26 protein-coding genes are annotated in these 24,956 nt (G+C 36.6%); 21 read left to right on the forward strand and 5 right to left on the reverse strand.

What is annotated here, in order from left to right; translation table 11 throughout:
- Positions 1-2: 2 nt before the first annotated feature.
- The 3 genes from FORMB_RS10045 to FORMB_RS10055 are packed head-to-tail and all read right to left on the reverse strand — an operon-like array spanning position 3 to position 2,529.
- Complete coding sequence (locus FORMB_RS10045) at positions 3-947, reverse strand: glycosyltransferase family 2 protein (RefSeq protein WP_069677327.1); 945 nt, start codon at positions 945-947, stop codon at positions 3-5.
- Positions 947-1,843 (reverse strand): glycosyltransferase family 2 protein, encoded by an 897-nt coding sequence (locus FORMB_RS10050; RefSeq protein WP_069677328.1) that lies wholly within the window; start codon positions 1,841-1,843, stop codon positions 947-949. Before FORMB_RS10050 ends, FORMB_RS10045 begins: the two co-directional genes overlap by 1 nt.
- Before the next feature lie 2 nt (positions 1,844-1,845).
- Positions 1,846-2,529 (reverse strand): cell division ATP-binding protein FtsE, encoded by a 684-nt coding sequence (locus FORMB_RS10055; RefSeq protein ID WP_069677329.1) that lies wholly within the window; start codon positions 2,527-2,529, stop codon positions 1,846-1,848.
- A 181-nt stretch (positions 2,530-2,710) separates the two neighbouring features.
- Here FORMB_RS10055 and FORMB_RS10060 point away from each other — a divergent pair, with 181 nt between their 5' ends.
- Both FORMB_RS10060 and FORMB_RS10065 read left to right on the forward strand, forming a co-directional pair.
- Entirely contained in the window at positions 2,711-5,740 is a 3,030-nt protein-coding gene (locus tag FORMB_RS10060; protein ID WP_069677330.1) for a tetratricopeptide repeat protein, read from the forward strand.
- A 4-nt stretch (positions 5,741-5,744) separates the two neighbouring features.
- Positions 5,745-7,484 (forward strand): TonB-dependent receptor, encoded by a 1,740-nt coding sequence (locus tag FORMB_RS10065; protein WP_069677962.1) that lies wholly within the window; start codon positions 5,745-5,747, stop codon positions 7,482-7,484.
- Here the strand turns inward: FORMB_RS10065 and FORMB_RS10070 are convergent.
- A complete protein-coding gene (locus tag FORMB_RS10070) occupies positions 7,481-8,179 on the reverse strand; it encodes a class I SAM-dependent methyltransferase (RefSeq protein WP_069677331.1) in 699 nt (232 codons plus the stop codon). The genes FORMB_RS10065 and FORMB_RS10070 overlap by 4 nt on opposite strands.
- Before the next feature lie 208 nt (positions 8,180-8,387).
- Here FORMB_RS10070 and FORMB_RS10075 point away from each other — a divergent pair, with 208 nt between their 5' ends.
- The 3 genes from FORMB_RS10075 to FORMB_RS10085 are packed head-to-tail and all read left to right on the forward strand — an operon-like array spanning position 8,388 to position 11,185.
- A complete protein-coding gene (locus FORMB_RS10075; protein WP_069677332.1) occupies positions 8,388-9,770 on the forward strand; it encodes an alanine/glycine:cation symporter family protein in 1,383 nt (460 codons plus the stop codon).
- 49 nt (positions 9,771-9,819) lie between these two features.
- Positions 9,820-10,311: a YkgJ family cysteine cluster protein gene (locus FORMB_RS10080; protein WP_069677333.1), complete on the forward strand. Its 492-nt coding sequence runs from the start codon at positions 9,820-9,822 to the stop codon at positions 10,309-10,311.
- A gap of 28 nt (positions 10,312-10,339) precedes the next feature.
- The gene (locus tag FORMB_RS10085) at positions 10,340-11,185 is read left to right on the forward strand and encodes a sterol desaturase family protein (RefSeq protein ID WP_069677334.1); all 846 of its coding nucleotides are present in this window, start codon (positions 10,340-10,342) and stop codon (positions 11,183-11,185) included.
- Here FORMB_RS10085 and FORMB_RS10090 read toward each other — a convergent pair.
- Complete coding sequence (locus FORMB_RS10090; RefSeq protein WP_069677335.1) at positions 11,154-12,347, reverse strand: exo-beta-N-acetylmuramidase NamZ family protein; 1,194 nt, start codon at positions 12,345-12,347, stop codon at positions 11,154-11,156. The two genes, FORMB_RS10085 and FORMB_RS10090, sit on opposite strands and share 32 nt — an antisense overlap.
- Before the next feature lie 9 nt (positions 12,348-12,356).
- Here FORMB_RS10090 and FORMB_RS10095 point away from each other — a divergent pair, with 9 nt between their 5' ends.
- The 16 genes from FORMB_RS10095 (at position 12,357) to FORMB_RS10165 (ending at position 24,930) form a co-directional block, all read left to right on the forward strand.
- Entirely contained in the window at positions 12,357-13,592 is a 1,236-nt protein-coding gene (locus tag FORMB_RS10095; RefSeq protein ID WP_069677336.1) for an ABC transporter permease, read from the forward strand.
- A 64-nt stretch (positions 13,593-13,656) separates the two neighbouring features.
- Positions 13,657-14,637: a PLP-dependent cysteine synthase family protein gene (locus FORMB_RS10100; protein ID WP_069677337.1), complete on the forward strand. Its 981-nt coding sequence runs from the start codon at positions 13,657-13,659 to the stop codon at positions 14,635-14,637.
- Between the two features lie 447 nt (positions 14,638-15,084).
- Positions 15,085-15,879, forward strand: a complete 795-nt coding sequence (locus tag FORMB_RS10105; protein WP_069677338.1) for a cation transporter — start codon at positions 15,085-15,087, stop codon at positions 15,877-15,879.
- Positions 15,880-16,087: 208 nt separating this feature from the next.
- The gene (locus FORMB_RS10110; RefSeq protein WP_069677339.1) at positions 16,088-16,306 is read left to right on the forward strand and encodes a MazF family transcriptional regulator; all 219 of its coding nucleotides are present in this window, start codon (positions 16,088-16,090) and stop codon (positions 16,304-16,306) included.
- A gap of 135 nt (positions 16,307-16,441) precedes the next feature.
- Complete coding sequence (locus FORMB_RS10115) at positions 16,442-16,771, forward strand: type II toxin-antitoxin system RelE/ParE family toxin (RefSeq protein WP_069677340.1); 330 nt, start codon at positions 16,442-16,444, stop codon at positions 16,769-16,771.
- Positions 16,772-16,775: 4 nt separating this feature from the next.
- A complete protein-coding gene (locus tag FORMB_RS10120) occupies positions 16,776-17,096 on the forward strand; it encodes a helix-turn-helix domain-containing protein (protein WP_069677341.1) in 321 nt (106 codons plus the stop codon).
- 148 nt (positions 17,097-17,244) lie between these two features.
- Complete coding sequence (locus FORMB_RS10125) at positions 17,245-18,522, forward strand: DUF2851 family protein (RefSeq protein WP_069677342.1); 1,278 nt, start codon at positions 17,245-17,247, stop codon at positions 18,520-18,522.
- Positions 18,523-18,530: 8 nt separating this feature from the next.
- On the forward strand, positions 18,531-18,758 hold the full coding sequence (locus FORMB_RS10130) for a PspC domain-containing protein (RefSeq protein ID WP_069677343.1): 228 nt from the start codon (positions 18,531-18,533) through the stop codon (positions 18,756-18,758).
- Between the two features lie 5 nt (positions 18,759-18,763).
- Positions 18,764-19,798: a potassium channel family protein gene (locus tag FORMB_RS10135; protein ID WP_069677344.1), complete on the forward strand. Its 1,035-nt coding sequence runs from the start codon at positions 18,764-18,766 to the stop codon at positions 19,796-19,798.
- 50 nt (positions 19,799-19,848) lie between these two features.
- A complete protein-coding gene (locus FORMB_RS10140) occupies positions 19,849-20,064 on the forward strand; it encodes a hypothetical protein (protein ID WP_069677345.1) in 216 nt (71 codons plus the stop codon).
- Positions 20,065-20,076: 12 nt separating this feature from the next.
- Entirely contained in the window at positions 20,077-20,364 is a 288-nt protein-coding gene (locus FORMB_RS12880) for a type II toxin-antitoxin system RelE/ParE family toxin (protein ID WP_083243989.1), read from the forward strand.
- A 138-nt stretch (positions 20,365-20,502) separates the two neighbouring features.
- The gene (locus tag FORMB_RS10145; RefSeq protein WP_069677346.1) at positions 20,503-22,104 is read left to right on the forward strand and encodes an alanine/glycine:cation symporter family protein; all 1,602 of its coding nucleotides are present in this window, start codon (positions 20,503-20,505) and stop codon (positions 22,102-22,104) included.
- A 16-nt stretch (positions 22,105-22,120) separates the two neighbouring features.
- Positions 22,121-22,987, forward strand: a complete 867-nt coding sequence (locus FORMB_RS10150) for a ComEA family DNA-binding protein (protein ID WP_069677347.1) — start codon at positions 22,121-22,123, stop codon at positions 22,985-22,987.
- A 7-nt stretch (positions 22,988-22,994) separates the two neighbouring features.
- Complete coding sequence (locus tag FORMB_RS10155) at positions 22,995-24,134, forward strand: acyl-CoA dehydrogenase family protein (RefSeq protein WP_069677348.1); 1,140 nt, start codon at positions 22,995-22,997, stop codon at positions 24,132-24,134.
- 67 nt (positions 24,135-24,201) lie between these two features.
- A complete protein-coding gene (gene rpsU / locus FORMB_RS10160) occupies positions 24,202-24,396 on the forward strand; it encodes a 30S ribosomal protein S21 (protein ID WP_069677349.1) in 195 nt (64 codons plus the stop codon).
- Positions 24,397-24,663: 267 nt separating this feature from the next.
- Positions 24,664-24,930 (forward strand): hypothetical protein, encoded by a 267-nt coding sequence (locus FORMB_RS10165; protein ID WP_157498142.1) that lies wholly within the window; start codon positions 24,664-24,666, stop codon positions 24,928-24,930.
- The last annotated feature ends 26 nt before the right edge of the window (positions 24,931-24,956 follow it).

Consider the following 24,956-nt stretch of genomic DNA (forward strand, 5'->3'; position numbering starts at 1 on the left):
AATCACCATTTTTTAAACGGCGATAGATAGATATTACAACGTAATAAAGCGTTTTGTAACTGTTTAAGAATACCAACAATAACGGAAGGTGTATTCAATAAAAAGCATTGACTGTAATTAAGATTCAAAGGATCAATCTCATTTTTTAAGTGCGTATAACTACCAAAATCACCCGCAACTTTTCTTTCAATAGCCACTGAGAATCGATTCAAATCCATGTATTTTTTAAAGGATGTATTGGAAGTGTCCTCATCTTTAAAATTCTCAAATAATTTCATGCGATCGATGCGATTGGACGAGTACGACAAATGATATTGAGGGTCTAAAATAATTTTATGTGCACTGGGAACAGCAGAGAATGCAACAGCTTCTTTGAGTGCAATACGAATCCATAAATCGGTATCTTGTCCTGAGCGCATATCTTCATCAAACCCTCCAATTTCACGTAACGTTTTTTTGGGAATTAAAACAGCAGAAGTCCACGCAATACTATCCATGGTGGAAGCTAAGAAATAATCGTCGATCACTCCAAAATGATCCGTGGATACCCCATTAAAATGGGCATTCATTTTTTTGCCATTAAAGAATCGTTTGTAATAGGCTGTGGCGTATAATCCACAACTAGGGAAGTTCGTGTATAAGCTGTATAAGTTTTCTAAATGGTTGGATTCCCACAAATCATCGGCATCTAAAAATGCGATTAAATCTGAAGTTGATTTAGAAACACCATAATTTCTTGCATGAGACACCCCTTTATTTTCAGTCGTGTAAAGTTTGATACGCTCGTCATCAAAAGAATTTACGATGTCAAGACTGCCATCAGTACAACCATCATTAATTAAGAAGACCTCAAAATCCGAAAACGTCTGATTCAGAACGCTTAAAAGTGTTTTCTTAATAAAGTGTTCTTTATTAAATAACGGAATGATTACGGATATGGATGCCATTATTCGTTTTTACTGATATAACAAAGGTAGCTTAGTTTGTATAAATCAAAAATGAACAACGATGGTTTTTTGGATAATAAATTTGTTTCAAATGAATTTTTAAAAACAGGGAACAACAATGCAAGTAAAAAGTTAACTCCAATTTTTTTGCAGTTATGAAACGTTCGAATAATACGTGTATATTCTATATGTATCAAATTATTTTTCGCCAAACTAAGAGAGGCTTTTACGCCTTTCAATGATTTTTTCAAATAGATTTCACTACTCTCTAAACCAAGGTGATAAATGGGATTGTTAATATGAGAAATGGCGATATCATTTTCTTTTAAGTTAAAAGAGAATAGTAGATCTTCATGAGCATCAAGTGAGATTTCTTCATTAAAATTCACGCTATTAAAGATGTCTTTTTTAATTAAAAAATTGCAGGAAAGAAAACTCAAGTAAACCGATTTTTTCCTTTCGTTTAAAGGAACAACTTCACGTTTTCTTCCAAAAACCCAGCGAAGCATTTCTTCATTGTTTGGCTTTTTGTCTTGGTAATTGACCCCTCCAAATATTAATTGTGTCGATTCTGTAAATGCAGTGATATAATTCGAGATAAATTCATCTTTCACAGGAATCACATCGGCGTCTAAAAATAATAATAAATCATAGTTCGCTTCTTTTGCCAATAGGTTTCGAATCGCACTTCTCCCAATATTAGAATCTAAAACTTTATAGGTCGTATTTTTCAATTCATCTATGGACTTATTAGCAGCGATGATCTCAAGGTTTGTGGAACCATCATCATAGCAAAGAATCTCAAAATCGATTTTACAAGCTGTGGATTGGGCGTGGAGTTCGGCTACCAAGGCCTCAATATTGTAATTATATGTTGGAATAAGTATAGAGAGCATTCTTAGTTTTTACGTTGTACAACTTCAAAGACTTTGGTGTCTTCACATTTGAGTGTTTTACTTGGGTATTTCAAAATCAAAGCATAATCATGGGTCGCCATAAAAATAGTATGTCCTTTTTTATTGAGCTCCAAAAGAACTTCCATCACCTCCACACTGGTTTGTGGATCGAGATTTCCCGTTGGTTCATCGGCTAAAATTAACTTTGGATCGTTCAACAACGCTCTGGCAATCGCCACCCGTTGTTGTTCACCACCCGAAAGTTCATACGGAAATTTAGTGCCTTTTGTCTGCATATTAACCTTTGTCAGAACCGCTTCAATCTTGGCGTTTATTAATGCTTTGTCTTTCCAACCTGTTGCTTTTAAAACAAATTCCAGATTTCCATTAATAGTGAGTTCGTTTAGAAGTTTAAAATCTTGAAATACCACCCCTAATTTTCGTCTTAAAAAAGGAATGTCTTTTTCTTTCAGAGTTTTCAAATCAAATTCAACAATAGATCCAGTACCGTTAGTTAATTTTAAATCTCCATAAAGTGTTTTTAAAAAACTACTCTTTCCAGAGCCTGTCTTCCCAATTAAATATACAAATTCGCCCTCTTTGACATCCACATTAACCTCACTTAAGATTAAGTTGTCATTTTGAAAAATGGAAACGTTCTCTAATTTTAATACCGAATTTGACATGTATGTACCCTAAAATTTAATTTTTTATAAAAGTATTACTATTTACTTCAATTATCAAACATCACTTGGATTAAACGGGTTTCTTTTAGTTATATTTTAAGGAACTTATAATTTAGCCAATTTTTTTCCGTTATCCACTTGATATATTTTATCTTTGAATGTAATAAAATGCCTTCCGTATATGACCTCTATAAAATGTTTAGTTCGACTTGTTTTTTTGTGTTTCTTTTGTGTTGGATTTGCACAACAATCGGCGGTATATACCAATGAAGCTGTCAATTTTCAATCCGCATTAGCACTCTATAACACCCAGCAATATCAATCTGCACAACTGCTTTTTAATTCTGTAGAATTAAATGCTTCGGATACTTTTTTAAAATCGAATGCCGCCTATTACAATGCCAATTGTGCCGTGCGATTGAATCAGCCAAACGCTGAATTACTCGTAGAATCTTTTGTGAAGCATTACCCTTCTAGTACCAAACGCAATTCTGCCTTTTTTGAAGTGGCTAATTATTATTTTGAAAATGCCAAATACTCTTATGCCCGTAAATGGTTTGAAAAAGTGGACCGCGCTTCCATCTCAAAATCAAATATGGAGTCGTTCTATTTTAAATATGGATACAGTTTGTATGCCACCAAAAAATATAAAGCTGCTAAATCTTACTTAAAGAAAGTTGAAATGTCTAAAACCTATGGCTCCCAAGCCAAATATTACATTGGTTTTATGGCGTATGAAGGCGATGATTACGATCAAGCGACCGAATATTTTAAGCAAGTAGAACAGACCGAAGCCTATAAAAATAAGCTATCCTATTACCAAGCCGATTTGAATTTCAAATTAGGGAAATTCGCAAAAGCCATCGAGTTGGCGACTGCACAGTTAGAAAAAAGTTCATCAAAAGAAGTGTCAGAACTTTCTAAAATTATTGGTGAAAGTTATTTCAACCTTCAAAAATATTCCGAAGCCATTCCCTTTTTAAAAGCTTATAAAGGAAAAAAAGGCCGTTGGAATCATACCGATTATTACCAATTGGGCTATGCGTTTTATAAACAAAACGATTATCAACAAGCGATTAATGAATTTAATAAAATCATAGAAGGCTCCAATGCCATTGCACAAAATGCCTATTATCATTTAGCGGAAAGTTATGTCAATCTAAACAAAAAACAAGAAGCTTTGAATGCGTTCCGGAATGCCTCTGAAATGGATTTCAGTCCCAACATTCAAGAAGATGCTTGGCTGAATTATGCCAAACTCAGTTATGATATTGGCAATCCGTATCAGTCCACTCCTGAAGTTCTTACCGAATTTTTGAACCTTTATCCAAAATCAGCTTTTAAAATTGAGGTGGAAACTTTATTGATTGACTCCTATATAAGTTCCAATAATTTTAAAGAAGCACTTGAGTTATTAGAAAACAAATCGCGTGCAGCTCATAAAGAAGCCTACCAAAAAGTTGCTTTTTTTAGAGCTTTAGAATTGTATAACAAAGCCAAATACTCTGATGCTAAGGAGCTGTTGAGTCGTTCGTTGTCAACTGCTATAAACCCAGTGTTTAAAGCAAGAGCCACCTATTGGAAAGCCGAAACAAACTATCAATTGTCAAATTTCAACGAAGCATTGGATGGATTTTCGGACTTTAAAAACAATACTGAAAGTGCCCAACTTGATGAGTTTAAGAATTTAGAATACAATCTAGCTTATACCTATTTTAAACAAAAAAAATATGCATTAGCCATCAAAGCCTATCAGTCTTTTATCTCAACACAACCTAAAAACTTGGTTTTATTAAGTGATTCATTTTTGAGATTGGGCGATTCTTATTTTGTAACCACCCAATACAGTCCTGCGATTGATGCGTATCAAGAAGCGTTAAAACTTGGTAAAATTGAATTGGATTATGCCACTTTCCAAATAGCCGTTAGTCATGGGTATCTAGGTCAGATATCAGATAAAATCACAGGTCTAAATAAAGTGATGAAATTTAAAAAATCGAACTTAAAAGATCAAGCCCTGTTTGAATTGGCAAACACCTATGTCAATCAAGGAACTCCAGAGAAAGCTCTTCCATATTACAGTCAATTAATCAGTGATTTTTCGTCGAGTGCATTGGTGTCCAAAGCCTTGTTACGAAAAGGGTTGATGTTGTACAACAGAGGGGATACACAAGCAGCACTTCAAAACTTAAACAAGGTAGCCGTCAACTATCCATCCACACCCGAAGCGTTTCAAGCCATCAGTTCTTCGCGCTCTATTTATATTGATTTAGGTCAAGTAGATGCTTATGCCGCATGGGTTCAAACCTTAGAATATGTTGGGGTCACGGATAGCGAATTGGACGATGCCACGTACGAAGCTGCCGAAAAACAATACTTAGATAATAACACTTCGAAAGCCATCGATTTGTTTAACGGCTATATTGCGCGTTTCCCAACAGGAAAGCAACTCATAAAAGCTCATTTTTATCTCGCAGAATTGTATTATAAGAGTGATTTGTCTGAGAACGCACTACCACATTATACGTTTGTTTATGAACAATCCACGAATGAATTTACAGAAGTCTCTTTGTTAAAGTCATCTGAAATCGTATTGGCATCCAACACATACGAAACCGCATTATCTTTATTATCGCGATTAGAATTGGAAGCCAATAATCCTCAAAATAGGCTGTATGCACAGTCCAACTTAATGAAAACCTATTTTCAATTAGAAGATTACGATGCTGCCATTCGTTATGCTGAATTTATTCTCGATAATTCTAAAACAGATGCCTATATAAAAAGTGATGCCTACATTATCATTGCGCGTGCTGCTATGAAAACCGATGATGAAACCAAAGCACGTTCAGCCTATGCGCAGGTAAAAACCATTGCCACGGGGGAGATGGGGGCAGAAGCACAGTATTTTGAAGCCTACTTTAAGTATGTGGATGGAAACAATGAAGCTTCTAATGAGAGCGTTCAAGTATTGATTAAAAATTTCTCTAGCTATAAATATTATGCCTCCAAAGGGCTGATTATTATGGCCAAGAATTTCAAGGCACTAGACGATGTATTTCAAGCTACCTATATCTTAGAAAATGTGATTCAAAATTTTGCAGAATTTAAGGAGGTCGCTGCTGAAGCCCAAGTCGAATTGGAACGCATCAAAACAGAAGCCGCTAAAACAAATGCATCTATTGAAGTAGATACTGAAAATGAAAACTAATTATATGACTATTAGATTAAAAAAACACCTGAGTTTAGTATCCGTTTTGATGGTGATGTTTCATGCAAATCATTTAAAAGCGCAAACCCCACAGTCTCGTTCTCAAGATACGATTGACACACAAGTGGTCAACATAGTAAAGCCTTACACCCCAAAAATATCGGATGCTTTTAAGCTGAAGCAAACCCCACGTATGGGTGTTTCTGACACCCCTCAAAAATCGGTGAAGTACACTATTTTTTCTATCCCTGTTGCTTCTACTTTTACACCAGCTAAAGGCACTTCAGTCAGATTAGATAAACTAAAAAAAGAAAAATTATTTCAAAACTATGCCTCTTTAGGCTATGGAAATTATGGAACAATTTTAGGAAACTTACACCTCAATCACCGCCTCGGTCGTGGAGAACGCATTGGTGGTTATATAGAACACCACTCCTCGCAAGGAGGTATTGATGGATTACAATTTGAAGATGGTTTTTCAAACAGCAGTGCTCAAATTAATTATGTCAAAAGTTTAAAGGCTTTTGTTTGGAACACGGATGCAGCCTTTCAACGGCAAGCCGTAAATTGGTATGGACTTCCATTTGAAACAACATTAGCTCTTGATCCAAAACAAGTCTATTCGACCATAGAATTGGGCAGCAATGTGCAGTTTACTAAGGGCGTTCTTCGCAGTGGAGACATTCACTTACGTCGATTTTCAGATGCTTATGACTCGCAAGAATACCATCTTACAGGCGAAACGAATTTTCAATTTGATGTGCTTGACAGTCCAATTAATTCTAGTATCAAAGTGGATTATTTAAAAGGAAGTTTTGCTAAAAACTATAATGGATTAGACACGCAAAATTATGGGAATATTCAAATTTCAGTAGCGCCTAGCTATCAATACGTACAAGATGATCTCACCGTTTTAGTAGGATTTAAAGCCTATTATTTGATGGATTCTGAACAAAATAAAAACGATTTTTATATCTATCCCAATGTAGAAGCCAGTTATGCTGTTGTCAATTCAATTGTAGTGGCTTACGCTGGAATTAAAGGCGATTTATATCAAAACACCTATTACGATTTTGCTCAAATAAATCCATTTGTGTCGCCAACTTTAGACATTCGTCCAAGTTCAACCCCTTATAAAGTGTTTGTGGGTACCAAAGGAAAACTCTCTCAAAGCATTGGATATGATGTAAAAGGAAGCTTCGCTCGTGAACAAAACAAAGCTCTTTTTAGAACGCATTCCATTCAAAATTTTTCAGCACCTAATAATTACAATCAAGGAAATTCGTTTGGAGTTGTGTATGATGATGTCGATGTGATTAATATTTCAGGTGCCTTAGAAATTGATATGGGTCAAAAACTAAACGTCCGTCTGAAAGGCGATCTTTATAAATATACCAGTGATGCAGAACCCACCGCTTGGAACTTACCAGAATTTGAAGCCTCTCTATTCTTAGACTATCAGCTTTCTGATAAATTATCAATGGCTGCCAATCTATTTTATTGGGGATCAAGACAAGACACCACTAACTTTGAAGGGCTGTTCATTCCTGAGCCGATTACTCCCAACGTCACTCTCGACGCTTTTTTAGATGCTAATTTTCAGGTTTCCTATGAAATCACCAACCAATTTGGAGCCTTCGTAAAAGTCAATAATATAGCGAATAACAGCTACAACCGTTGGAACCATTATCCGGTTCAAGGATTTCAGATTTTAGGAGGCGTGAGTTATAAATTTGATTTTTAATTGACCGTAAGTTTCGCGAGGAAATCAAAATGAGGGCCTTCTTCAACCAATTCACATGTGAGTCCCGCCTGATTGCAGGCTATTTTTAGATGTTCAAAATCGAGATACATCCAGCTAAAGGTGGCTTCTTCTCCTTTATAGCGCACTGTATAATCCAGTTCGCCATAATAATCTTTATTGGTATCCATCCAATACCCACCATCTTCATCTTGATACATATATTTTATATCCGAAGAATCAATTAGAATTTGACCTCCCGGTTTGAGAAGTGTTTTAAGATGGCTCAACACCAAAGGCGTATGTGCCAAGGATTGAAATATCCCAGAACCATTCATCAGTAAAATCAAGGTATCAAAAGACGCGGTTTCATTCATAACATCTAAAACCTGAGCATTTTTTAACCCTCTCAATTGACAGGCTTTGATGGCCCCTTCAGAAATATCGATGGATTTCACGTCCAGCCCTTTGGATGTTAAATAGAGACTGTGACTTCCTGCGCCACAGCCCACGTCCAAAACACTTCCTTTAGACAGCTTTAAAGCTGTTTTTTCCAAGGCAGGCATCTCGGGGAAATCTCTAAATAAATAGGGGAGTGGTAAGCTGTCTTCTTCCGAAATACTCGTCGAAGTGATGAGGTCTTCTGTGTGGTTTCCTTCTTGATAATCCAAAATGGCAGTTCCAAAAACATCGTTCATATCGGGGTTTTTTAAATGGGTATTTAAATTAAATCCAGAATTCTTGCGAATCCTTTTAAATCGAGACAAAGATAAGAAAAAGGGATGAAGTGGGTTTTTCTCAAGCCTTAGAAATTTTTATATCCAGCTCATAAAAAAACAATTGCATTCTAATAAGTTATATTTGTAACTAGGATTGATTGCCTATTGCAATAATTCTTCACTATTCATGGAACAACTCACACAACTGACGGCGGATTTTTCGAGTGCCGTATGGGGATTGCCTTTACTGATTCTTCTTATTGGTGGCGGATTGTATTTACTCATTCGTTCAAGATTTGAAACATTTCGACTTATTGGTCATGCGTTTCAAGTGCTAAGCGGCAGATACGACGATCCAAACGACCTTGGGCAAATCAGTCATTTCCAAGCCTTAACAACTGCTTTGTCTTCCACTATTGGTATGGGGAATATTGCAGGAGTTGCAGTTGCTATTTCCATTGGTGGGCCCGGTGCTATTTTTTGGATGTGGGTGAGTGCAATCGTTGGTATGTCCACAAAGTTTTTCACGTCCACCTTGGCAATTATGTTTAGAGGAAAAGACAGTGCAGGTGTATTGCAAGGAGGTCCCATGTATTTTATTATGGAAGGCTTAGGAAAATCGTGGAAACCTTTGGCCATCATGTTCAGTATTTGTGGGTTGGTAGGCGCGTTACCCGTATTTAATGTGAATCAATTGACGCAGGCGATCAATGATATTTTGTTAACACCAAATGGCGTTGAAGTAGGGCTTACATCTAATTTAACAATCGGATTGGTATTGGTGAGTTTGACCGCGGTTGTCATTCTTGGTGGTATCGGGCGCATCAGTAAAATAGCTTCTAAAATGGTGCCTTCTATGGTGTTGTTGTATTTTGTTGCCGTACTGATTATCTTAACAGTAAATATAGAAGTCGTTCCTAAATATTTAGCCATGATTTTCACCGATGCATTTGCTGCGGACAACTTTAAAGGTGATTCCTTTTTTGGTGGCCTTGTTGGCGGATTGATATTATTAGGCGTGAAGCGTGGTGCTTTTTCAAACGAAGCCGGTATTGGAACGGCTCCTTTAGCACATGGTGCTGCCAAAACCAATGAACCCGTTCGTGAAGGATTGGTAGCCATGTTAGGCCCCGCCATAGATACCTTATTGGTATGTACTTTGACGGCCTTAGCGATTTTAGTCACTGGTGTATGGGAAACGTCTTCCGATAATGGAGTCAGTTTAACCGCCGCCGCTTTTGGAAATGCCATGCCAGGTTATGGAAAATATTTGTTATTAGTGTGTATAGCGGTGTTTAGTATCTCCTCTTTATTTTCATTCTCTTATTACGGAACTAAATGTTTGTCATTTTTAATTGGTGCCGATAAAAAACATTACTATAATTATTTCTACATTGCGAGTATCCTCTTTGGGGCAACGGCTTCCTTAGATATGATGATCAACCTGATTGATGGAGCCTTTGCTCTCATGGCGATTCCAACCATGTTGTCCACGATTATTCTAGCACCAAAAGTGGTCAAAGAATTGAAAGCGTATAAGAGGCGTTTGAAAAAGGGGGAGTTTAATTAACTAAAAATACCTCACCACATACTCAACTTTTTATCCTTAGTTTTGCAGTATGCAAGACCAATTACAATCCCTTCCAAAAAAAGTCCAAGAAAACAAAAAGGCACATCGCAACTTTTTTATCAAGCTCAGAAAAAAAACGCCTAAAAATCTCGATGCCATCATGGAGAAATTGCACGAGGATGAGTTTAAAAAATCAGATTGCCTCCAATGTGCCAACTGTTGCAAAACGACCAGTCCAATTTTTACCAAAAAAGATATTGAGCGCATATCAAAGTCCTTCCGAATCAAAACACGTCAATTTATAGATACCTATCTGAATGTTGATGACGACCAAGACTATGTTTTAAAATCATCTCCTTGTACGTTTTTAGCAGAGGACAACTCCTGCAATATTTATGAGGTGCGCCCCAAGGCCTGTCAAGAATATCCACATACGAATCGGAAAAATTTTGAGAAAATTTCAGACCTCACACTTCAGAATGTTGCGATTTGTCCCGCGACATTTAATATCGTTGAAGCCTTAAGAGCTAAATTAAAATAAGTATATTTATCAAACTTTAAAAGCTAATATGGAGCAACTCATTCACTATTTCGAAACAATCCCTTCACTGCATCGCAGTGCGATACTCGTAGGTGGATTGACGTTTTTTTGGCTTTTAGAAGGGTCGTTGCCGCTGTTTAAGTTTGGTTATAACAAATGGAAACACGCGCTGCCAAACCTGTTTTTCACCTTTACAACCATTCTCATTAATTTCGCTTTGGCCTTTTTATTACTCAACACTGCCGATTGGGTAGGTGTTCATAATTTTGGAATTCTCAACTGGCTTCCAGAAATGCCACTTTGGTTGTACATTACTCTAGGCGTGTTGTTGATGGATTTTGTAGGCGCCTATTTACCACACTATACCGAGCATAAAGTCCCACCCCTTTGGATGGTGCATTTGGTTCACCATTCAGATCATAAAGTCGATACAACCACTGCCAACCGTCACCACCCTTTAGAAAGTTTGATTCGGTATGTGTTTACGCTTGCAGGTGTGTTTATTATTGGTGCGCCCATCGGGATTGTGATGTTGTATCAATCGATCTCTTTAGTCGCTACTCAGTTTAGCCATGCGAATATCAAACTGCCTAAAAAACTAGATTACCTATTGAGCTTTGTACTCGTTTCGCCTGATATGCATAAAATTCATCACCACTACCAACTGCCCTATACAGATGCGAATTACGGAAATATTTTTTCCATTTGGGACCGTCTTCTCGGAACCTATATCTATATGGATCGAGAACGTATTGTGTATGGAGTGGACACCTTTCCGAATGAGACCGAAAACAGCAGTTTGAAACACCTATTGAAACAACCGTTTCAAGGGTATAGAAGACCTACAACGGATACAGTAGATAAGGCGCTCTAAGCGTTTTGTAATGTTCTAAACCAGCTATCCAGCTCTCACGAATTTCATTGGCCGTCCAACCATTTTCGATCTGTTCTTGTAACAATTTTTGTCCCGCTAATTTGGTAAAAAACGGATTAAAAAAATCAATTTTATTTTCAGTGTTTTGATACGTATCTATCAACCATTTTAATTCAATTTGAGATAAATTCGGATGGTTTTTCAAGTTCAACCCTTTACAAACTTTAGCTTCGTGTTTCGGGTATTTAGCACCTACATTGGGAGTCGGTGTAAACTCAAAATTATAATCGCTCCCTTCTAAAAAAGGACTCCCCATAATCTGAAACTGAAGTTCCGTACCACGTCCTACACTCACATTCGTTCCCTCAAACAAACACAAACTCGGATATAAATTAATCGCTTTTGCATTGGGAAGGTTTGGTGAGGGTTTTATGGGAAGTTCATACGCCGTTTGATGGGTGTAATTTTCTATAGGAATCACTTTCAGGTCACATTGAACACCCTCAGAAAGCCAACCTTCTCCATTGATCATTTTGGCATATTCGCCAACCGTCATCCCGTGAACCATCGGCACAGGGTGCATGCCTACAAAACTAGAATAAGCTATATCTAAAATAGGACCATCCACATAGTGTCCGTTTGGATTCGGTCGGTCCAAAACGAGCAGTGGTATATCCGCCTCCGCACAGGCTTCCATTATATAATGGAGGGTTGAAATAAAGGTGTAAAATCGAGCACCCACATCTTGAATGTCAAAAATAATAAGGTCTAAATTTGCCAATTGTTCTCGAGTTGGTTTTTTATTTTTACCATAGAGCGATACAATCGGAATGCCCGTTGAAACGTCAATCCCATTTTTAATAGTTTCCCCCGCATCCGCAGTCCCTCGAAACCCGTGTTCCGGAGCAAATACTTTTTTGACCGCAATATTTAAACTCAATAAAGAATCTACCAAATGCGTGTAGCCATTCTCTTTAAAAATAACCGAAGTCTGATTGGCAACAATGCCAATATTTTTATTTTTTAGAATCGGCAGATAGATTTCTGTCTGTTGCGCTCCCACGCTGATAGGGGTTTGCGCATGCGTGTTGGATTGGTTTCGACACGAAAGAAGTGTCAGAACAAATAATAAAACTGTATTTTTGATGAAATTTAAATGCATTTATAAGTTTTGAATTACGAGTATTTTTTAGCCAAACGAATCATTGGAAATAAGTCCTATAAAAGTAGTGTTTCGGCGCCAATAATAAAAATCGGAATTGCAGCCATCGCAATTAGCACCATTGTGATGCTGATCGCGATTGCGACCGGCATTGGTTTGGAGCATAAAATTCGCGACAAAGCGGTGGCCTTTAACGGTCATATTACAATCTCTAATTTTGACAGCAACGAATCTGAAGGGTCTCAAGTGCCTGTCTCTAAAAATCAAAATTTTTATCCAGAATTTAACTCTGTTGAGGGCGTGTCTCACATCCAAGCAGTTGCCAATAAATTTGGAATTATTAGAACCAACACCGATTTTGAAGGTCTGTTTTTAAAAGGGGTAGGAACGGATTACGATTGGCGGTATTTCAAAGAGTTTCTAATAGAAGGACGCCTTCCAACATACACTCAAAAATACAGCAACGAAGTTTTAATTTCTAAGTATTTGGCAGACCGGTTGGGGTTTGTAGTCGGGGAGACCTTTCAGATGTATTTCATGAAATCCGACTCAAGCAAGCCGCCAAGCATCATGAAATATGCCGTGGTGGGCATCTTTAATTCGGGCTTTGAAGAATTAGACAAAACCTATGTCATTGGCGATATCAATCATGTGCAACGCTTGAACAGATGGACTAAAGATCAGATTGGAAATTTTGAAGTTTTCATCACAAATTACAACGACTTAGATCGCCTCGGAAAAGAAGTGTATGCGCAAACGCCTTCGACTTTAGATGCGATGACGGTGAAACAAAAATATGCCACCATCTTTGAATGGATTCCTATTTTTACTACCAATATCTATGGAATTATAGGCATTATGATTCTTGTGGGCGCCATCAATATGATCACAGCATTGCTCGTTTTGATTCTTGAACGTACCCAAATGATTGGAATTCTGAAAGCCTTAGGAAGTAGCAATTGGAGCATTCGAAAACTATTTTTGTACAATGCATCTTATTTGATAGCCTGTGGATTGTTTTGGGGCAACCTTATTGGGATTGGAGTTTTGTTACTTCAAAAACAATTTGAGTTTCTAAAATTAGATCCTTCCGTTTATTATGTGACCGTTGCTCCTGTCTATCTCGATTGGACGTATGTGGTTTTACTCAATTTGATGACCTTTGTTTTATGTCTATTAATGTTGCTCATTCCTTCGTTTTTAATTAGTAAAATCGTTCCTGTAAAGGCCATTCAATTCGAATAAAAACTTCTGTATTCCAGATTTGTATCCCGAAAAATTTAACGTATATTTGCGGCAAAGATAGAACATGAAGTACGCCGAAAATATTTTAGAAACCATAGGGAACACGCCATTAATTAAGATGAACGTCCTCACTAAAGAATTGCCGTGTTTGGTTTTGGCAAAATACGAAACCTTTAATCCGGGGAATTCTGTAAAGGATCGCATGGCGTTACAAATGATTGCGGATGCGGAAGCCGATGGCCGTTTGAAACCCGGAGGGACGATTATTGAAGGAACCTCAGGAAATACGGGAATGGGCTTGGCATTGGCTGGGATCATAAAAGGTTACAAATGTATTTTTGTACTTGCAGACAAGCAGTCCAAAGAAAAAATGGATATTTTACGCGCCGTTGGTGCTGAGGTCGTGGTCTGTCCAACCTCTGTAGAACCAGAAGATCCACGATCGTATTATTCCGTTTCCAAACGCTTGGCAGAAGAAACACCCAACTCATGGTATGTGAATCAATACGACAACCCGAGCAATTGCAAGGCACACTTTTTGAGTACAGGCCCCGAAATATGGGAGCAAACCGACGGGAAAATAACCCATTTTGTGGTAGGTGTTGGAACTGGAGGTACAATCTCAGGGGTTGGAAGTTATTTAAAAATGAAAAACCCGAACGTTAAAATTTGGGGTGTAGATACCTATGGAAGTGTGTTTAAAAAATACCACGAAACAGGTGAATTTGACGAAAAAGAAATTTACTCGTATGTCACCGAAGGCATCGGTGAAGATATTTTGCCTTTGAATGTCAACTTTGGAGTCATTGATGGTTTTACCAAAGTTACTGATAAAGATGGCGCGGTCTATACCCAACGGTTAGCAAAAGAAGAAGGCATGTTTTTAGGGAACTCTGCAGGCTCTGCGATTAAAGGGGTGCTTCAACTGAAAGAACATTTTAAACCCGAAGATGTAGTGGTCGTTTTATTTCATGACCATGGCAGTCGTTATGTAGGTAAAATGTTTAATGACGATTGGATGCGTGAGATGGGTTATATCGATTAGACCTAAATCCGTGGATTCTCTACGCTATAAAGCTCTCTATGAGCAGTATAAACTTTTAAAAATCACCTATTTTTTTGGAAATAGGTGATTTTTTTTATACGTTTACCCGCTGCAAAGTCTCCCGACTTAGCGCAACTACAAAAAAGTAAAATGCAAATTGAATATTGTAAACAATAAGTTTTAAACGGAAAAGCATTGATAATTATATAAGCTCAAAGTCGGGAGACTTTGCACAGCACGGGACTTTGCGCAGCACGGGGATTTACGTTTGTAAATAGTTTTGATCTAATGAGGACTGAGGACAGTGAAATCATAATTTTAATAACTAAAAAGCATTGATTATCAGTATTATAAATAAAGTAATTTAACAATCAAACATATTAAAAATATAGGAGCTAGTACCGATATACAGTAGTTGTAAGTAATGCCGAAAAACCCAGAAACTGAATGAATAAAACGATATTTGAAATTACCAAAATGGATTGTCCTTCAGAGGAAAATCTAATCCGAATGAAATTGGACGGAATTTCGAGCATTGCGAATTTGGGCTTTGATATTCCGAATCGGAAATTGACTGTTTTTCACAGCGGAGAAATTGACCTAATCGAAAAGTCAGTTATCGAACTGAATTTAGGAGGGAAAAAAATCTCAACTGAACAAACCGACCAAACAGAATTTAAAGAAAACAAAAACCAAAAAAAGCTACTTTGGTCTGTACTTGTTATAAATTTTGCGTTTTTCATAATCGAAATGACAACAGGAATTATCTCAAAATCTATGGGACTTGTTGCCGACAGTTTAGATATGCTTGCTGACAGTTTTGTGTACGGAATAAGTTTGTTTGCGGTTGGAGGAACAGTAATAAAGAAAAAACGGATTGCCAAACTTGCTGGATATTTTCAAATAATACTTGCGATTATTGGATTTGTAGAAGTTTTAAGAAGATTTTTCGGAGACGAGAAACTTCCCGATTTTTCGACAATGATTATCGTTTCGATTTTCGCACTTATCGCAAACGGAATTTGTCTTTATATTTTGCAAAAGTCCAAGAGTAAAGAAGAGGCACATATGAAAGCAAGTATGATTTTCACCTCGAATGATGTGATTATAAATTTAGGAGTAATACTTGCAGGAATTTTAGTGCATTATTTGACTTCTAATAAACCTGACTTGATTATTGGAACAATCGTTTTTGTATTGGTAATTCAAGGAGCATTTCGGATACTGAAATTGAGTAAGTAAGCGGGAAGCACTACTTACAACAACGGTAACCGTTGCACAAGTCCTCTAAAAAAATAAAAAACCTTCCTTTTTAAGCCGATGTAGGGGGTGCCATATTAAAAAATGAGTGTGCTATTTTGTTTTTTTGAGGGGCTTACACAAGACCAAAAGAACTTTGTGTGGGTAGTAAATTCAGAGAAAACAACTCCTCCACTAGCGCGAACATCTTTTGCTCGTGCCCATTAATAAACGTAAAAAATTGGAAATAAAACACAATATAAAGAACAAGGTTCAGATGATTTTAGAAAAGGAACGAATTATCCTAAAACCAATTGGGAGTCCACGAAAAAATTGGGAAAAAGCCTTTGAGGAAATGTCTAAAAATAATGACGACACCTTGCTTTTCAATGACGTATTTGAAGATCAAAACTTTGAGGAATGGTATTAAAACAGTATAACCGATTATCAAAATCTGATATACAGAAATGCAAAGAGGTCATCCAAGAAACGTTTGTGAACTAAAACATAAAGTTGCTAAATTTAGAAACTTTATGTATATTTGTATTAATAAGATATCTATCTATTGGAATATTTCAAAACAATATTTTTAGAAAGTGCGGCTGGTTTTATAAAAAATTTGGATGCTAAAACCCGAAAGAAAATATTTTATAATATTAGGTTGGCTGAAAAATCCAATGACCCTAAACTCTTTAAAAAATTAACTGATGATATTTGGGAGTTTAGAGTTCGGTTTTCAAACAATCAGATAAGATTATTGTCATTTTGGGACAAAAGAGACAACGAAAATACGTTAGTTGTTACAACAAATGGCTTTGTCAAAAAAACGCAGAAAACTCCCAAAACGGAGATTAATAAAGCGAAAAAAATAAGGAGTGAATATCTAAAATATTAAGATTATGACAAAATTAAAATCATACAGCTTATCCGAAATGGAAGATAAGTATATAGGAAAGAAAGGTACTGAAGAGCGAGATGAATATGAATATGAATTGCGTATGGATTTGTTGGGTCGTATGATAAAAACCACCCGAAAAGAACGCAACTTAACTCAAGAAAAATTAGGAGAAATGATTGGCGTTAATAAATCTCAAATATCAAAACTTGAGAATAATGCAAACAGTGCTAGAATTGAAACCATAATTAGAGTGTTTAAGGCATTAAAAGCTGAAATTCAATTCAATGTAAAACTTGAAAACAACAGAGTTGAAATAGCTTAAGCTAAACGCTTAACAACTTATAAGTAAAACAACTCTAAAAGAGATAGAACAAGATTTTGTCCGACCCAAATTGTTACGATTTTAAAGCAGTTTGTGAAACCCCATTTAGATAATTTGGTAGCTTAAAAACTTTTTTTATCTTAGTGGGATGCAAGAAGACTTCCTACATTATGTCTGGCAGCATAAAAAAATGAGCCTCAAATCGTTAAAAACCACTACTCAGGAGTCAATAACTCTGAAGGCAGTTGGTTTAGCAAATGTCAATTCAGGCCCCGATTTTTTTAATGCTCAATTAAGTATCGGCACCCAGTTGTGGGCGGGTAACGTAGAGATTCATATTAAATCTTCCGATTGGTATGTGCATCACCACGAGACCGATGCTGCTTATGACAGTGTAATTTTGCATGTGGTTTGGGAACACAATATGGAAATATACAGAAAGGACAACACGCCGATCCCAACCCTAGAGCTCAAAAATTACGTCCTTCCACACACCTATAAAAACTACAACACCTTATTAAATCAAAAACAATATTGGATTCCTTGTGAACCTAATATGAAGGAAGTAGATTCTTTCACCATTAACCATTGGCTGGAGCGTTTGTATTTAGAGCGCTTGGAAGGAAAGTACAAAGCCATTGAAGCACAACTCATTGAATCGAAACAAAATTGGGAAGCCGTATTGTTTTGGCAATTGGCCAAAAATTTTGGACTTAAAGTCAATGGCGATGCGTTTTTAAGCATTGCAAAATCAATGGATTTTTCGGTCATTCGAAAATCACAATTTGAAGTTCACCAACTTGAAGCCTTATTTTTTGGACAATCGGGGCTTATGGAAACCGAAGCACAAGATGCTTATATCTCTGAATTGAAAAGCACTTATACCTTTTTGAAAACCAAATTTTCAATTTCAAATAATGGCGTACTCCCAGTTCAGTTTTTTCGATTGCGCCCTCCTAATTTTCCAACCATCCGACTGGCACAACTAGCGGCACTCTACAGTCGGAGTTCAAATTTATTTTCAAGCATCATTGAAGCCCAGTCCTTAGATCAGTTGTATTCTATTTTTGAAGGAACCACTTCCAAGTTTTGGGACACGCACTACACCTTTGAGAAGACCTCCAAATCCATCCCAAAAACGTTGACAAAATCATTTATGAATTTATTGATTATCAATACCATCATCCCTATCAAGTTTGCCTACAATAAATACAATCGACAAACCAATCAAGAAGATGTAGTGGCAATTATGCGCAAAATCCCTATGGAGCACAACAGCATTGTCGATAAATTTCATACCCTCTATGCGTTTGGAAAAACGGCTTTCGATTCTCAAGCGTTGATTCAATTAAAACAAAACTATTGTTCAAAAAATAAATGTCTTCATTGCGCGATTGGTAGTGCACTTTTGAATCGAAATTCATAAATTGCAGTATGAAATTATTTTACAACGGACTTTTCAATTTACAAAAATATGGGTTCTACGTTTGCCAACGGATAGCCGATCGTTTTGGGATGCGTGCCAAAGTCGTCCGAACCTCCTTCATCTACCTCACATTTGTAACCCTTGGTTTTGGATTTGCCTTTTATTTATTCTTAGCGTTTTGGATCCGTATAAAGGATTTGATATACACCAAAAGAACCTCCGTTTTTGATATTTAATAGCTATGAATAATCCTTTTATAAAACTTTACAAATCTAAAATTAGCACAGCGATTATATTGTTGGTGTTCCTGCTTTTCACGGGGATCGTAGGCTTTAAGGTTCTGTCCGATTTTTCATGGGTTGATGCGTTTTATATGACTGTCATCACCATCACTACGGTTGGTTTTGGAGAGGTGGCTCCCTTAGATTCAGATACTAAAATATTTACTATTTTCTTGATATTAACCAGTGTCATTATTGTTGGATATGCGCTCACAATTATCACAGAATATATAATTTCTAAAAATGTTATTTCCGAACTAAAACATAAGAAGATGCAAAAAAAAATTGATGCACTGTCCAATCATATTGTGATATGTGGATTTGGAAGAAATGGGCAGCAGGCTGCCAAAAAATTATTGACACACAACCGTTCTTTTGTGGTTGTGGAATCCAATAAAGAGACTATAGACAAGCATCAAAATGAAGACATTCTCTTTGTTTATGGCAATGCCAACGATGACAATGTGCTTCAATCAGCTGGAATTGAACGCGCAGAGTGCTTAATTTCTGCCTTGCCGAGTGACTCTGACAATGTGTTTGTTGTGCTGTCTGCACGTCAAATGAACAAAACCGCACGCATTATCAGTCGTGCGTCTAATGAATCCTCCTATAGCAAGCTTAAACTTGCAGGCGCCAACAACGTCATTTTACCTGATAAAATTGGAGGAGATCACATGGCTTCCTTAGTAGTTGTACCAGATTTGTTAGAATTTATTGACAACCTTTCGATTGTTGGAAATGACACGATTAATATAGAGGAGATTGCAGTTGGAAAATTATACGATACGTCTATTATTAAAACGATTCAAGATTTAGACCTAAGAAAAAAAACTGGATGTAACGTGATAGGATACAAAGATGAAATAGGACACTACATCATCAATCCAGAAGCCAATCAAAAATTAGTCCCCAACTCTAAAGTGATTGTTTTGGGACGTCCTGAGCAAATTCAAAAATTGAATAGTACTTATAATATTGATGTATTTACAGAATAATGACTGTCATTTTTTATTATATTTGTAAGGTTAACTAAATATTTATACACATGGATTTAGAAACTAGAAAACATGAATTCATTCAAAAACTACTAAATGTAGAAGAAAGTGTTTTTGATAAACTAGAAAGTTTTTTAAACAAATCAACTTCAAGAGGAATTAGTTTAAGTCAATACAATAAAGAAATTGACGAAGCCAATGCACGTATTGATGCAGGAGATTTTCTCACTCAAGAAGAGGTTGAGAAAATTGCCAATCAATGGTAGCCCACAAAAAAAATAGTTGTTTGGGATAAAAAGGCACTGAATCAATTAAAGGAAGCTTATAACTACCTCAAAGAAAAATCCATTCTTTCTGCAAATAAGGTAATAACTAGAATTCTTGAAGAAGCTAAAAATCTTTATAAAAGTCCAGATATTTACGAATTAGATCGATTTAAAGCTCATAACGATGGTAATTATAGAGCATTTGAAATTTATAGTTTTCGTATAGCTTATCGAATTACAGAAACTGAAATTAGAATTTTAAGAGTTCGACATAGTAGTAGAGAACCCAGAAAATATTAGACAAAAGAGCAACGTCACCTACTTTTGTTAAAGGTTAAGATGAAATAGTTTTTAATCTTTAAACCGCTACCAAATTTTAATATTTCATATTTTTTCACCATATTGTTCGCTTATTAATCACGACCATAAATTTTCCCTATGAAAACATACATTCAAACTATAATTGCTTTGATTTTACCATTTATGTCTTTTGCACAAGAAAAAGGATTAGATGAAAAAATTGACGAAGCATTTCAGCCAGTAGCAGATGCTTTTTTTGATGCTATATTCTTTCCTATATATAAAGGAGATACAATTACAATTCCATTTGTATTGGTGCTATTAGTAGGTAGTGCATTGTTCTTTACTATATATTTTGGATTTCCAAACATTCGTTTTTTCGGAAAAGCAATTAATGTTGTTAGAGGGAAATATGATCATGTTGACCATGGTGTTGCAGAAGCGATGTACGGAGATTCTACGCCGGGTGGCGATGCTATTGAAACTATTAAAGATGAAAGTGCGGATGGCGAAGTAAGTCATTTTCAGGCTTTGGCAACGGCGGTTTCAGGAACGGTTGGAAATGGAAACATTGCAGGGGTTGCTTTAGCGATTGCTTTAGGAGGTCCAGGCGCAACTTTTTGGATGATTGTTTGTGGATTATTGGGAATGTCAACGAAGTTTGTAGAATGTACTTTAGGAGTTCAATTTAGAGATGTAGGAAAGGACGGAACCGTATATGGAGGTCCTATGTATTATATAAGTAAAGGTTTAAAATCGAGAGGTTTTGCTAAAATTGGAAAAGTAACCGCTGCTATTTTTGCAGTCTTCTGTATTGGAGGTTCTTTTGGGGGTGGTAATGCTGCACAATCCAATCAAGCGACGATTGTTATTAAAGAGTTATTTAATTGGGACAGTACTGCTGCGGGTGCGATCGTTGGAGTTGTATTAGCAGCTTTGGTTGGAGTCATTATTATTGGAGGTATCAAGCGTATTGCGCAAGTCACTGAAAAAGTAGTGCCTTTTATGGCCGTTATGTATGTGGTAGCGTGTTTGTATATCATCTTATCTAATTTCACTTTAGTGGACGATGCCATTAGTCTTATTGTTAGAGAAGCATTTAATCCAACTGCTTTTGGAGTTGGATCCGTTATTGGAGTTGTGATCGTAGGATTTCAAAGAGCTGCATTTTCAAATGAAGCTGGAGCAGGATCTGCTTCTATTGCACATTCAGCTGTTAAAACAAAATATTCAGCATCTGAAGGGTTGGTAGCACTTTTAGAACCTTTTATTGATACGGTTGTCATTTGTACTATGACCGCCTTGGTGATTGTGATTTTTAATTTTGGAGGATTCTTCGAATATGGTGGCGATGGCTCTGGAGTTGTATTTATTGAGGGAGTCGCTTATGAAGGCGCAGGAATCACATCCAAAGCTTTTGCACAATACATACCTTATTCTAATATATTCTTAACGATTGCTGTGGTATTGTTTGCGGTATCGACGATGATTTCATGGTCTTACTACGGCTTACAATCTTGGAAATTTTTATTTGGAAGAGGAAAAGTAGCTGATTTAGTTTATAAATTATTATTCTTACTGTTTGTAGTCATTGGAGCTGCGGCAAGTATGGGATCTATCTGGAAATTCTCTGATGCAATGATTTTCGCAATGATCTTCCCGAACATGGTTGGATTGTTCTTCTTATACCCTGTTGTAAAGAGAGAGTTAACTAAATATTTAAAAGCTATCAAGAAATAGATATGGTTGCCCCCAAATGAAATTTTACACCTACTTTTCACGCCAACAACGCTTGGCTGTCATCGTATTGATGCTCGTTATCATTTCGATGCAACTCTCTTGGGTGTCTTATAATGAATTACGCGCAGATACTTTTGATATTGCACCCGAAACCTATTTGAAGTTTCAAAAAGAGGTGGACAGTTTAATAGCAAAACAACGGCAAAACTCTGCTCCAAAAATATATCCTTTCAATCCAAATTATATAACCGATTATAAAGGCTATTCCCTTGGAATGAGTGCAGAAGAAATCAATCGGCTGCATGCGTATAGAGCCAAAAATAAATGGGTAAATACAAATAAAGAATTTCAACGTATTACCAACGTATCGGATTCACTACTTAAGAAGATAGCCCCTTATTTTAAATTCCCCGACTGGGTGACGAAATCCACTAAAAAATCGTCATCAACCGCTTCTACTTCTACCAATACATTTGCGAAAAAAATCGATTTAAACAAAGCAACCGCCAAGCAGCTTCAAAAGGTGCACGGCATTGGTGCTTTTTATTCCGAACGGATCGTACGATTAAGAGATTCTTTTGAAGGCGGGTTTATTTCGGATCTCCAATTACAAGGAATTCAAGGGTTGACCCCAGAAGTGATTGTGAATATTCTTAAAGATTTTACAGTCAAAACGCCAAGGGTTATCGAAAAAATTGACTTAAATTCTGCCACAATTGCACAATTAGTGAGCATTGAGTATATCGATTATGAACTGGCGTATGAGATCATAGAATTGCGAATGTTAAGAGATGGTTACAGTGCTATTGAGGAATTAACAAAAGTTAAAGATTTTCCCACGGAAAAGTTAGAAATTATTAAATTATATTTGTCACTCAACTAAATTAGATATGGATTTTAATTATTCAGAAGAACAGAATTTGATTGCCAATGCTGCTAAAGAATTTGCAGAGCAATACATCAGACCACACATCATGGAGTGGGATGAATCTCAGCATTTCCCTGCAGATGTACTTCACAAAGCTGGTGAAATGGGTTTTATGGGGGTTTTTATCCCTGAAAAATATGGAGGTTCTGGATTTGGATATCACGAGTACATTGCTATTATCGAAGAAATATCTAAAGTAGATCCTTCAATAGGACTGTCCATTGCTGCACATAATTCACTTTGTACAGGCCATATTTACTATTTTGGAAACGAAGCTCAGAAGCAAAAATGGCTTCCAAAACTAGCCACAGGGGAGTGGATTGGTGCTTGGGGACTCACAGAACACAACACAGGGAGTGATGCTGGGGGAATGAATACAACCGCTATTAAAGATGGTGATCATTATATATTAAATGGTTCTAAGAATTTCATCACGCATGGCCGTAGTGGGAATATCGCTGTGGTGATTGCCCGAACGGGCGAAAAAGGAGACTCTCACGGGATGTCCGCTTTTGTGGTTGAGAAAGGAACACCAGGTTTTGCCTCTGGTAAAAAAGAAGACAAATTAGGAATGCGTGCGAGTGAAACCGCTGAATTAGTATTTGATAACTGCCGCATCCATAAAGACAACTTATTAGGAGAAGAAGGCGAAGGTTTTGTCCAATCTCTAAAAATCTTAGATGGTGGACGGATTTCTATTGGTGCATTATCCTTAGGAATTTCAAAAGGAGCCTATGAAGCCTCCTTAAAATATGCCAAAGAACGCGTTCAGTTTGGAAAACCTATTGCAAGTTTTCAGGGAATATCGTTCAAGCTAGCAGATATGGCAACAGAAATTGAAGCCTCAGAACTGTTGTTACACAAATCAGCTTTTTTGAAAAATAATGGAGAAAAAGTCACCACACTAGGGGCTATGGCAAAAATGTTTGCCAGTGAATCTTGTGTCAAAATAGCCAATGATGCCGTCCAAATTCATGGCGGTTATGGGTATACGAAAGACTATCCAGTAGAAAAATTTTACAGAGATTCAAAATTATGTACTATAGGAGAAGGGACCACTGAAATACAAAAGGTAGTCATCTCAAGAAATATTTTAAAATAACTATTGCAGAACAATAATTAAGTTTATATTTGCACACGAAATCTAAAAGAGGGGAGGTTAAAAGACTATGTTAATAATACCAATAAAAGAAGGAGAAAATATAGACAGAGCGCTAAAACGTTTCAAGCGAAAGTTTGATAAAACGGGAACAAAGCGATCTTTACAAACGCGCAAGCAATTTATAAAGCCATCTGTGAAACGTAGAGCACAAATTCAAAAAGCTCAGTACATTCAAGGATTAAGAGACGCTGAAAACCTATAAGTTTTCAAAATCAATACAAGTCAAAGCACCTTTTCATTAAGGTGCTTTTTTTGTTTAAAACAGTTTCAAGACTGCATAGTAAATGTTAAAAAATTTGGTCAATTCATTTTTTTTATTAACTTTGATTCAACCCAATCTTATATAACTATGAACACAAAATCTTTTTTCCTATCCGGTATCGTTGGTACCATTGTTTGTTTCCTTCTGGGATTCCTTTTTTACGGTCTCATTTTTTCAGATCTTCACACTGAAGATACTGATCCAGACATGCTATTCATTTTTCTAGGCTGCTTATTTTATGCCTTTACATTCGCACTCATTTTTAGCCGTTGGGCACACATTACTACGTTTAACTCAGGTGCCAAAGCGGGTTTCTTAATTGGTCTTCTGTGGTCACTTAGCGTAAATTTCTTTATGAGTTCTTCCGAGGGTGTTTTAGATTCTAATTTTGCGATTATGATCGCTATTGACGCAGTGTCTGCTGCCATCATGGGCGGCGTGATTGCTTTGGTCATAGGAAAGACAAAAGCCTAAAACATTTGAAATACTATAAATCTCCC

Origin of the sequence: Formosa sp. Hel1_33_131, from assembly GCF_001735745.1 — a bacterium.
Taxonomy (GTDB): Bacteria; Bacteroidota; Bacteroidia; order Flavobacteriales; family Flavobacteriaceae; genus Hel1-33-131.

Excerpts from the sequence above, each read along its gene's own strand:
- FORMB_RS10105 (WP_069677338.1), top strand. The coding sequence starts at position 15,085 with ATGAATAAAACGATATTTGAAATTACCAAAATGGATTGTCCTTCAGAG.
- FORMB_RS10050 (WP_069677328.1), bottom strand. The coding sequence starts at position 1,843 with ATGCTCTCTATACTTATTCCAACATATAATTACAATATTGAGGCCTTG.
- FORMB_RS10065 (WP_069677962.1), top strand. The coding sequence starts at position 5,745 with ATGACTATTAGATTAAAAAAACACCTGAGTTTAGTATCCGTTTTGATG.
- FORMB_RS10120 (WP_069677341.1), top strand. The coding sequence starts at position 16,776 with ATGACAAAATTAAAATCATACAGCTTATCCGAAATGGAAGATAAGTAT.
- FORMB_RS10080 (WP_069677333.1), top strand. The coding sequence starts at position 9,820 with ATGCAAGACCAATTACAATCCCTTCCAAAAAAAGTCCAAGAAAACAAA.
- FORMB_RS10135 (WP_069677344.1), top strand. The coding sequence starts at position 18,764 with ATGAATAATCCTTTTATAAAACTTTACAAATCTAAAATTAGCACAGCG.
- FORMB_RS10165 (WP_157498142.1), top strand. The coding sequence starts at position 24,664 with ATGCTATTCATTTTTCTAGGCTGCTTATTTTATGCCTTTACATTCGCA.
- FORMB_RS10140 (WP_069677345.1), top strand. The coding sequence starts at position 19,849 with ATGGATTTAGAAACTAGAAAACATGAATTCATTCAAAAACTACTAAAT.
- FORMB_RS10130 (WP_069677343.1), top strand. The coding sequence starts at position 18,531 with ATGAAATTATTTTACAACGGACTTTTCAATTTACAAAAATATGGGTTC.
- FORMB_RS10090 (WP_069677335.1), bottom strand. The coding sequence starts at position 12,347 with ATGCATTTAAATTTCATCAAAAATACAGTTTTATTATTTGTTCTGACA.
- FORMB_RS10045 (WP_069677327.1), bottom strand. The coding sequence starts at position 947 with ATGGCATCCATATCCGTAATCATTCCGTTATTTAATAAAGAACACTTT.
- FORMB_RS10060 (WP_069677330.1), top strand. The coding sequence starts at position 2,711 with ATGACCTCTATAAAATGTTTAGTTCGACTTGTTTTTTTGTGTTTCTTT.
- FORMB_RS10085 (WP_069677334.1), top strand. The coding sequence starts at position 10,340 with ATGGAGCAACTCATTCACTATTTCGAAACAATCCCTTCACTGCATCGC.
- FORMB_RS10150 (WP_069677347.1), top strand. The coding sequence starts at position 22,121 with ATGAAATTTTACACCTACTTTTCACGCCAACAACGCTTGGCTGTCATC.
- FORMB_RS10070 (WP_069677331.1), bottom strand. The coding sequence starts at position 8,179 with ATGAACGATGTTTTTGGAACTGCCATTTTGGATTATCAAGAAGGAAAC.
- FORMB_RS10100 (WP_069677337.1), top strand. The coding sequence starts at position 13,657 with ATGAAGTACGCCGAAAATATTTTAGAAACCATAGGGAACACGCCATTA.
- FORMB_RS10155 (WP_069677348.1), top strand. The coding sequence starts at position 22,995 with ATGGATTTTAATTATTCAGAAGAACAGAATTTGATTGCCAATGCTGCT.
- FORMB_RS10125 (WP_069677342.1), top strand. The coding sequence starts at position 17,245 with ATGCAAGAAGACTTCCTACATTATGTCTGGCAGCATAAAAAAATGAGC.
- FORMB_RS10145 (WP_069677346.1), top strand. The coding sequence starts at position 20,503 with ATGAAAACATACATTCAAACTATAATTGCTTTGATTTTACCATTTATG.
- rpsU (WP_069677349.1), top strand. The coding sequence starts at position 24,202 with ATGTTAATAATACCAATAAAAGAAGGAGAAAATATAGACAGAGCGCTA.
- FORMB_RS10055 (WP_069677329.1), bottom strand. The coding sequence starts at position 2,529 with ATGTCAAATTCGGTATTAAAATTAGAGAACGTTTCCATTTTTCAAAAT.
- FORMB_RS10075 (WP_069677332.1), top strand. The coding sequence starts at position 8,388 with ATGGAACAACTCACACAACTGACGGCGGATTTTTCGAGTGCCGTATGG.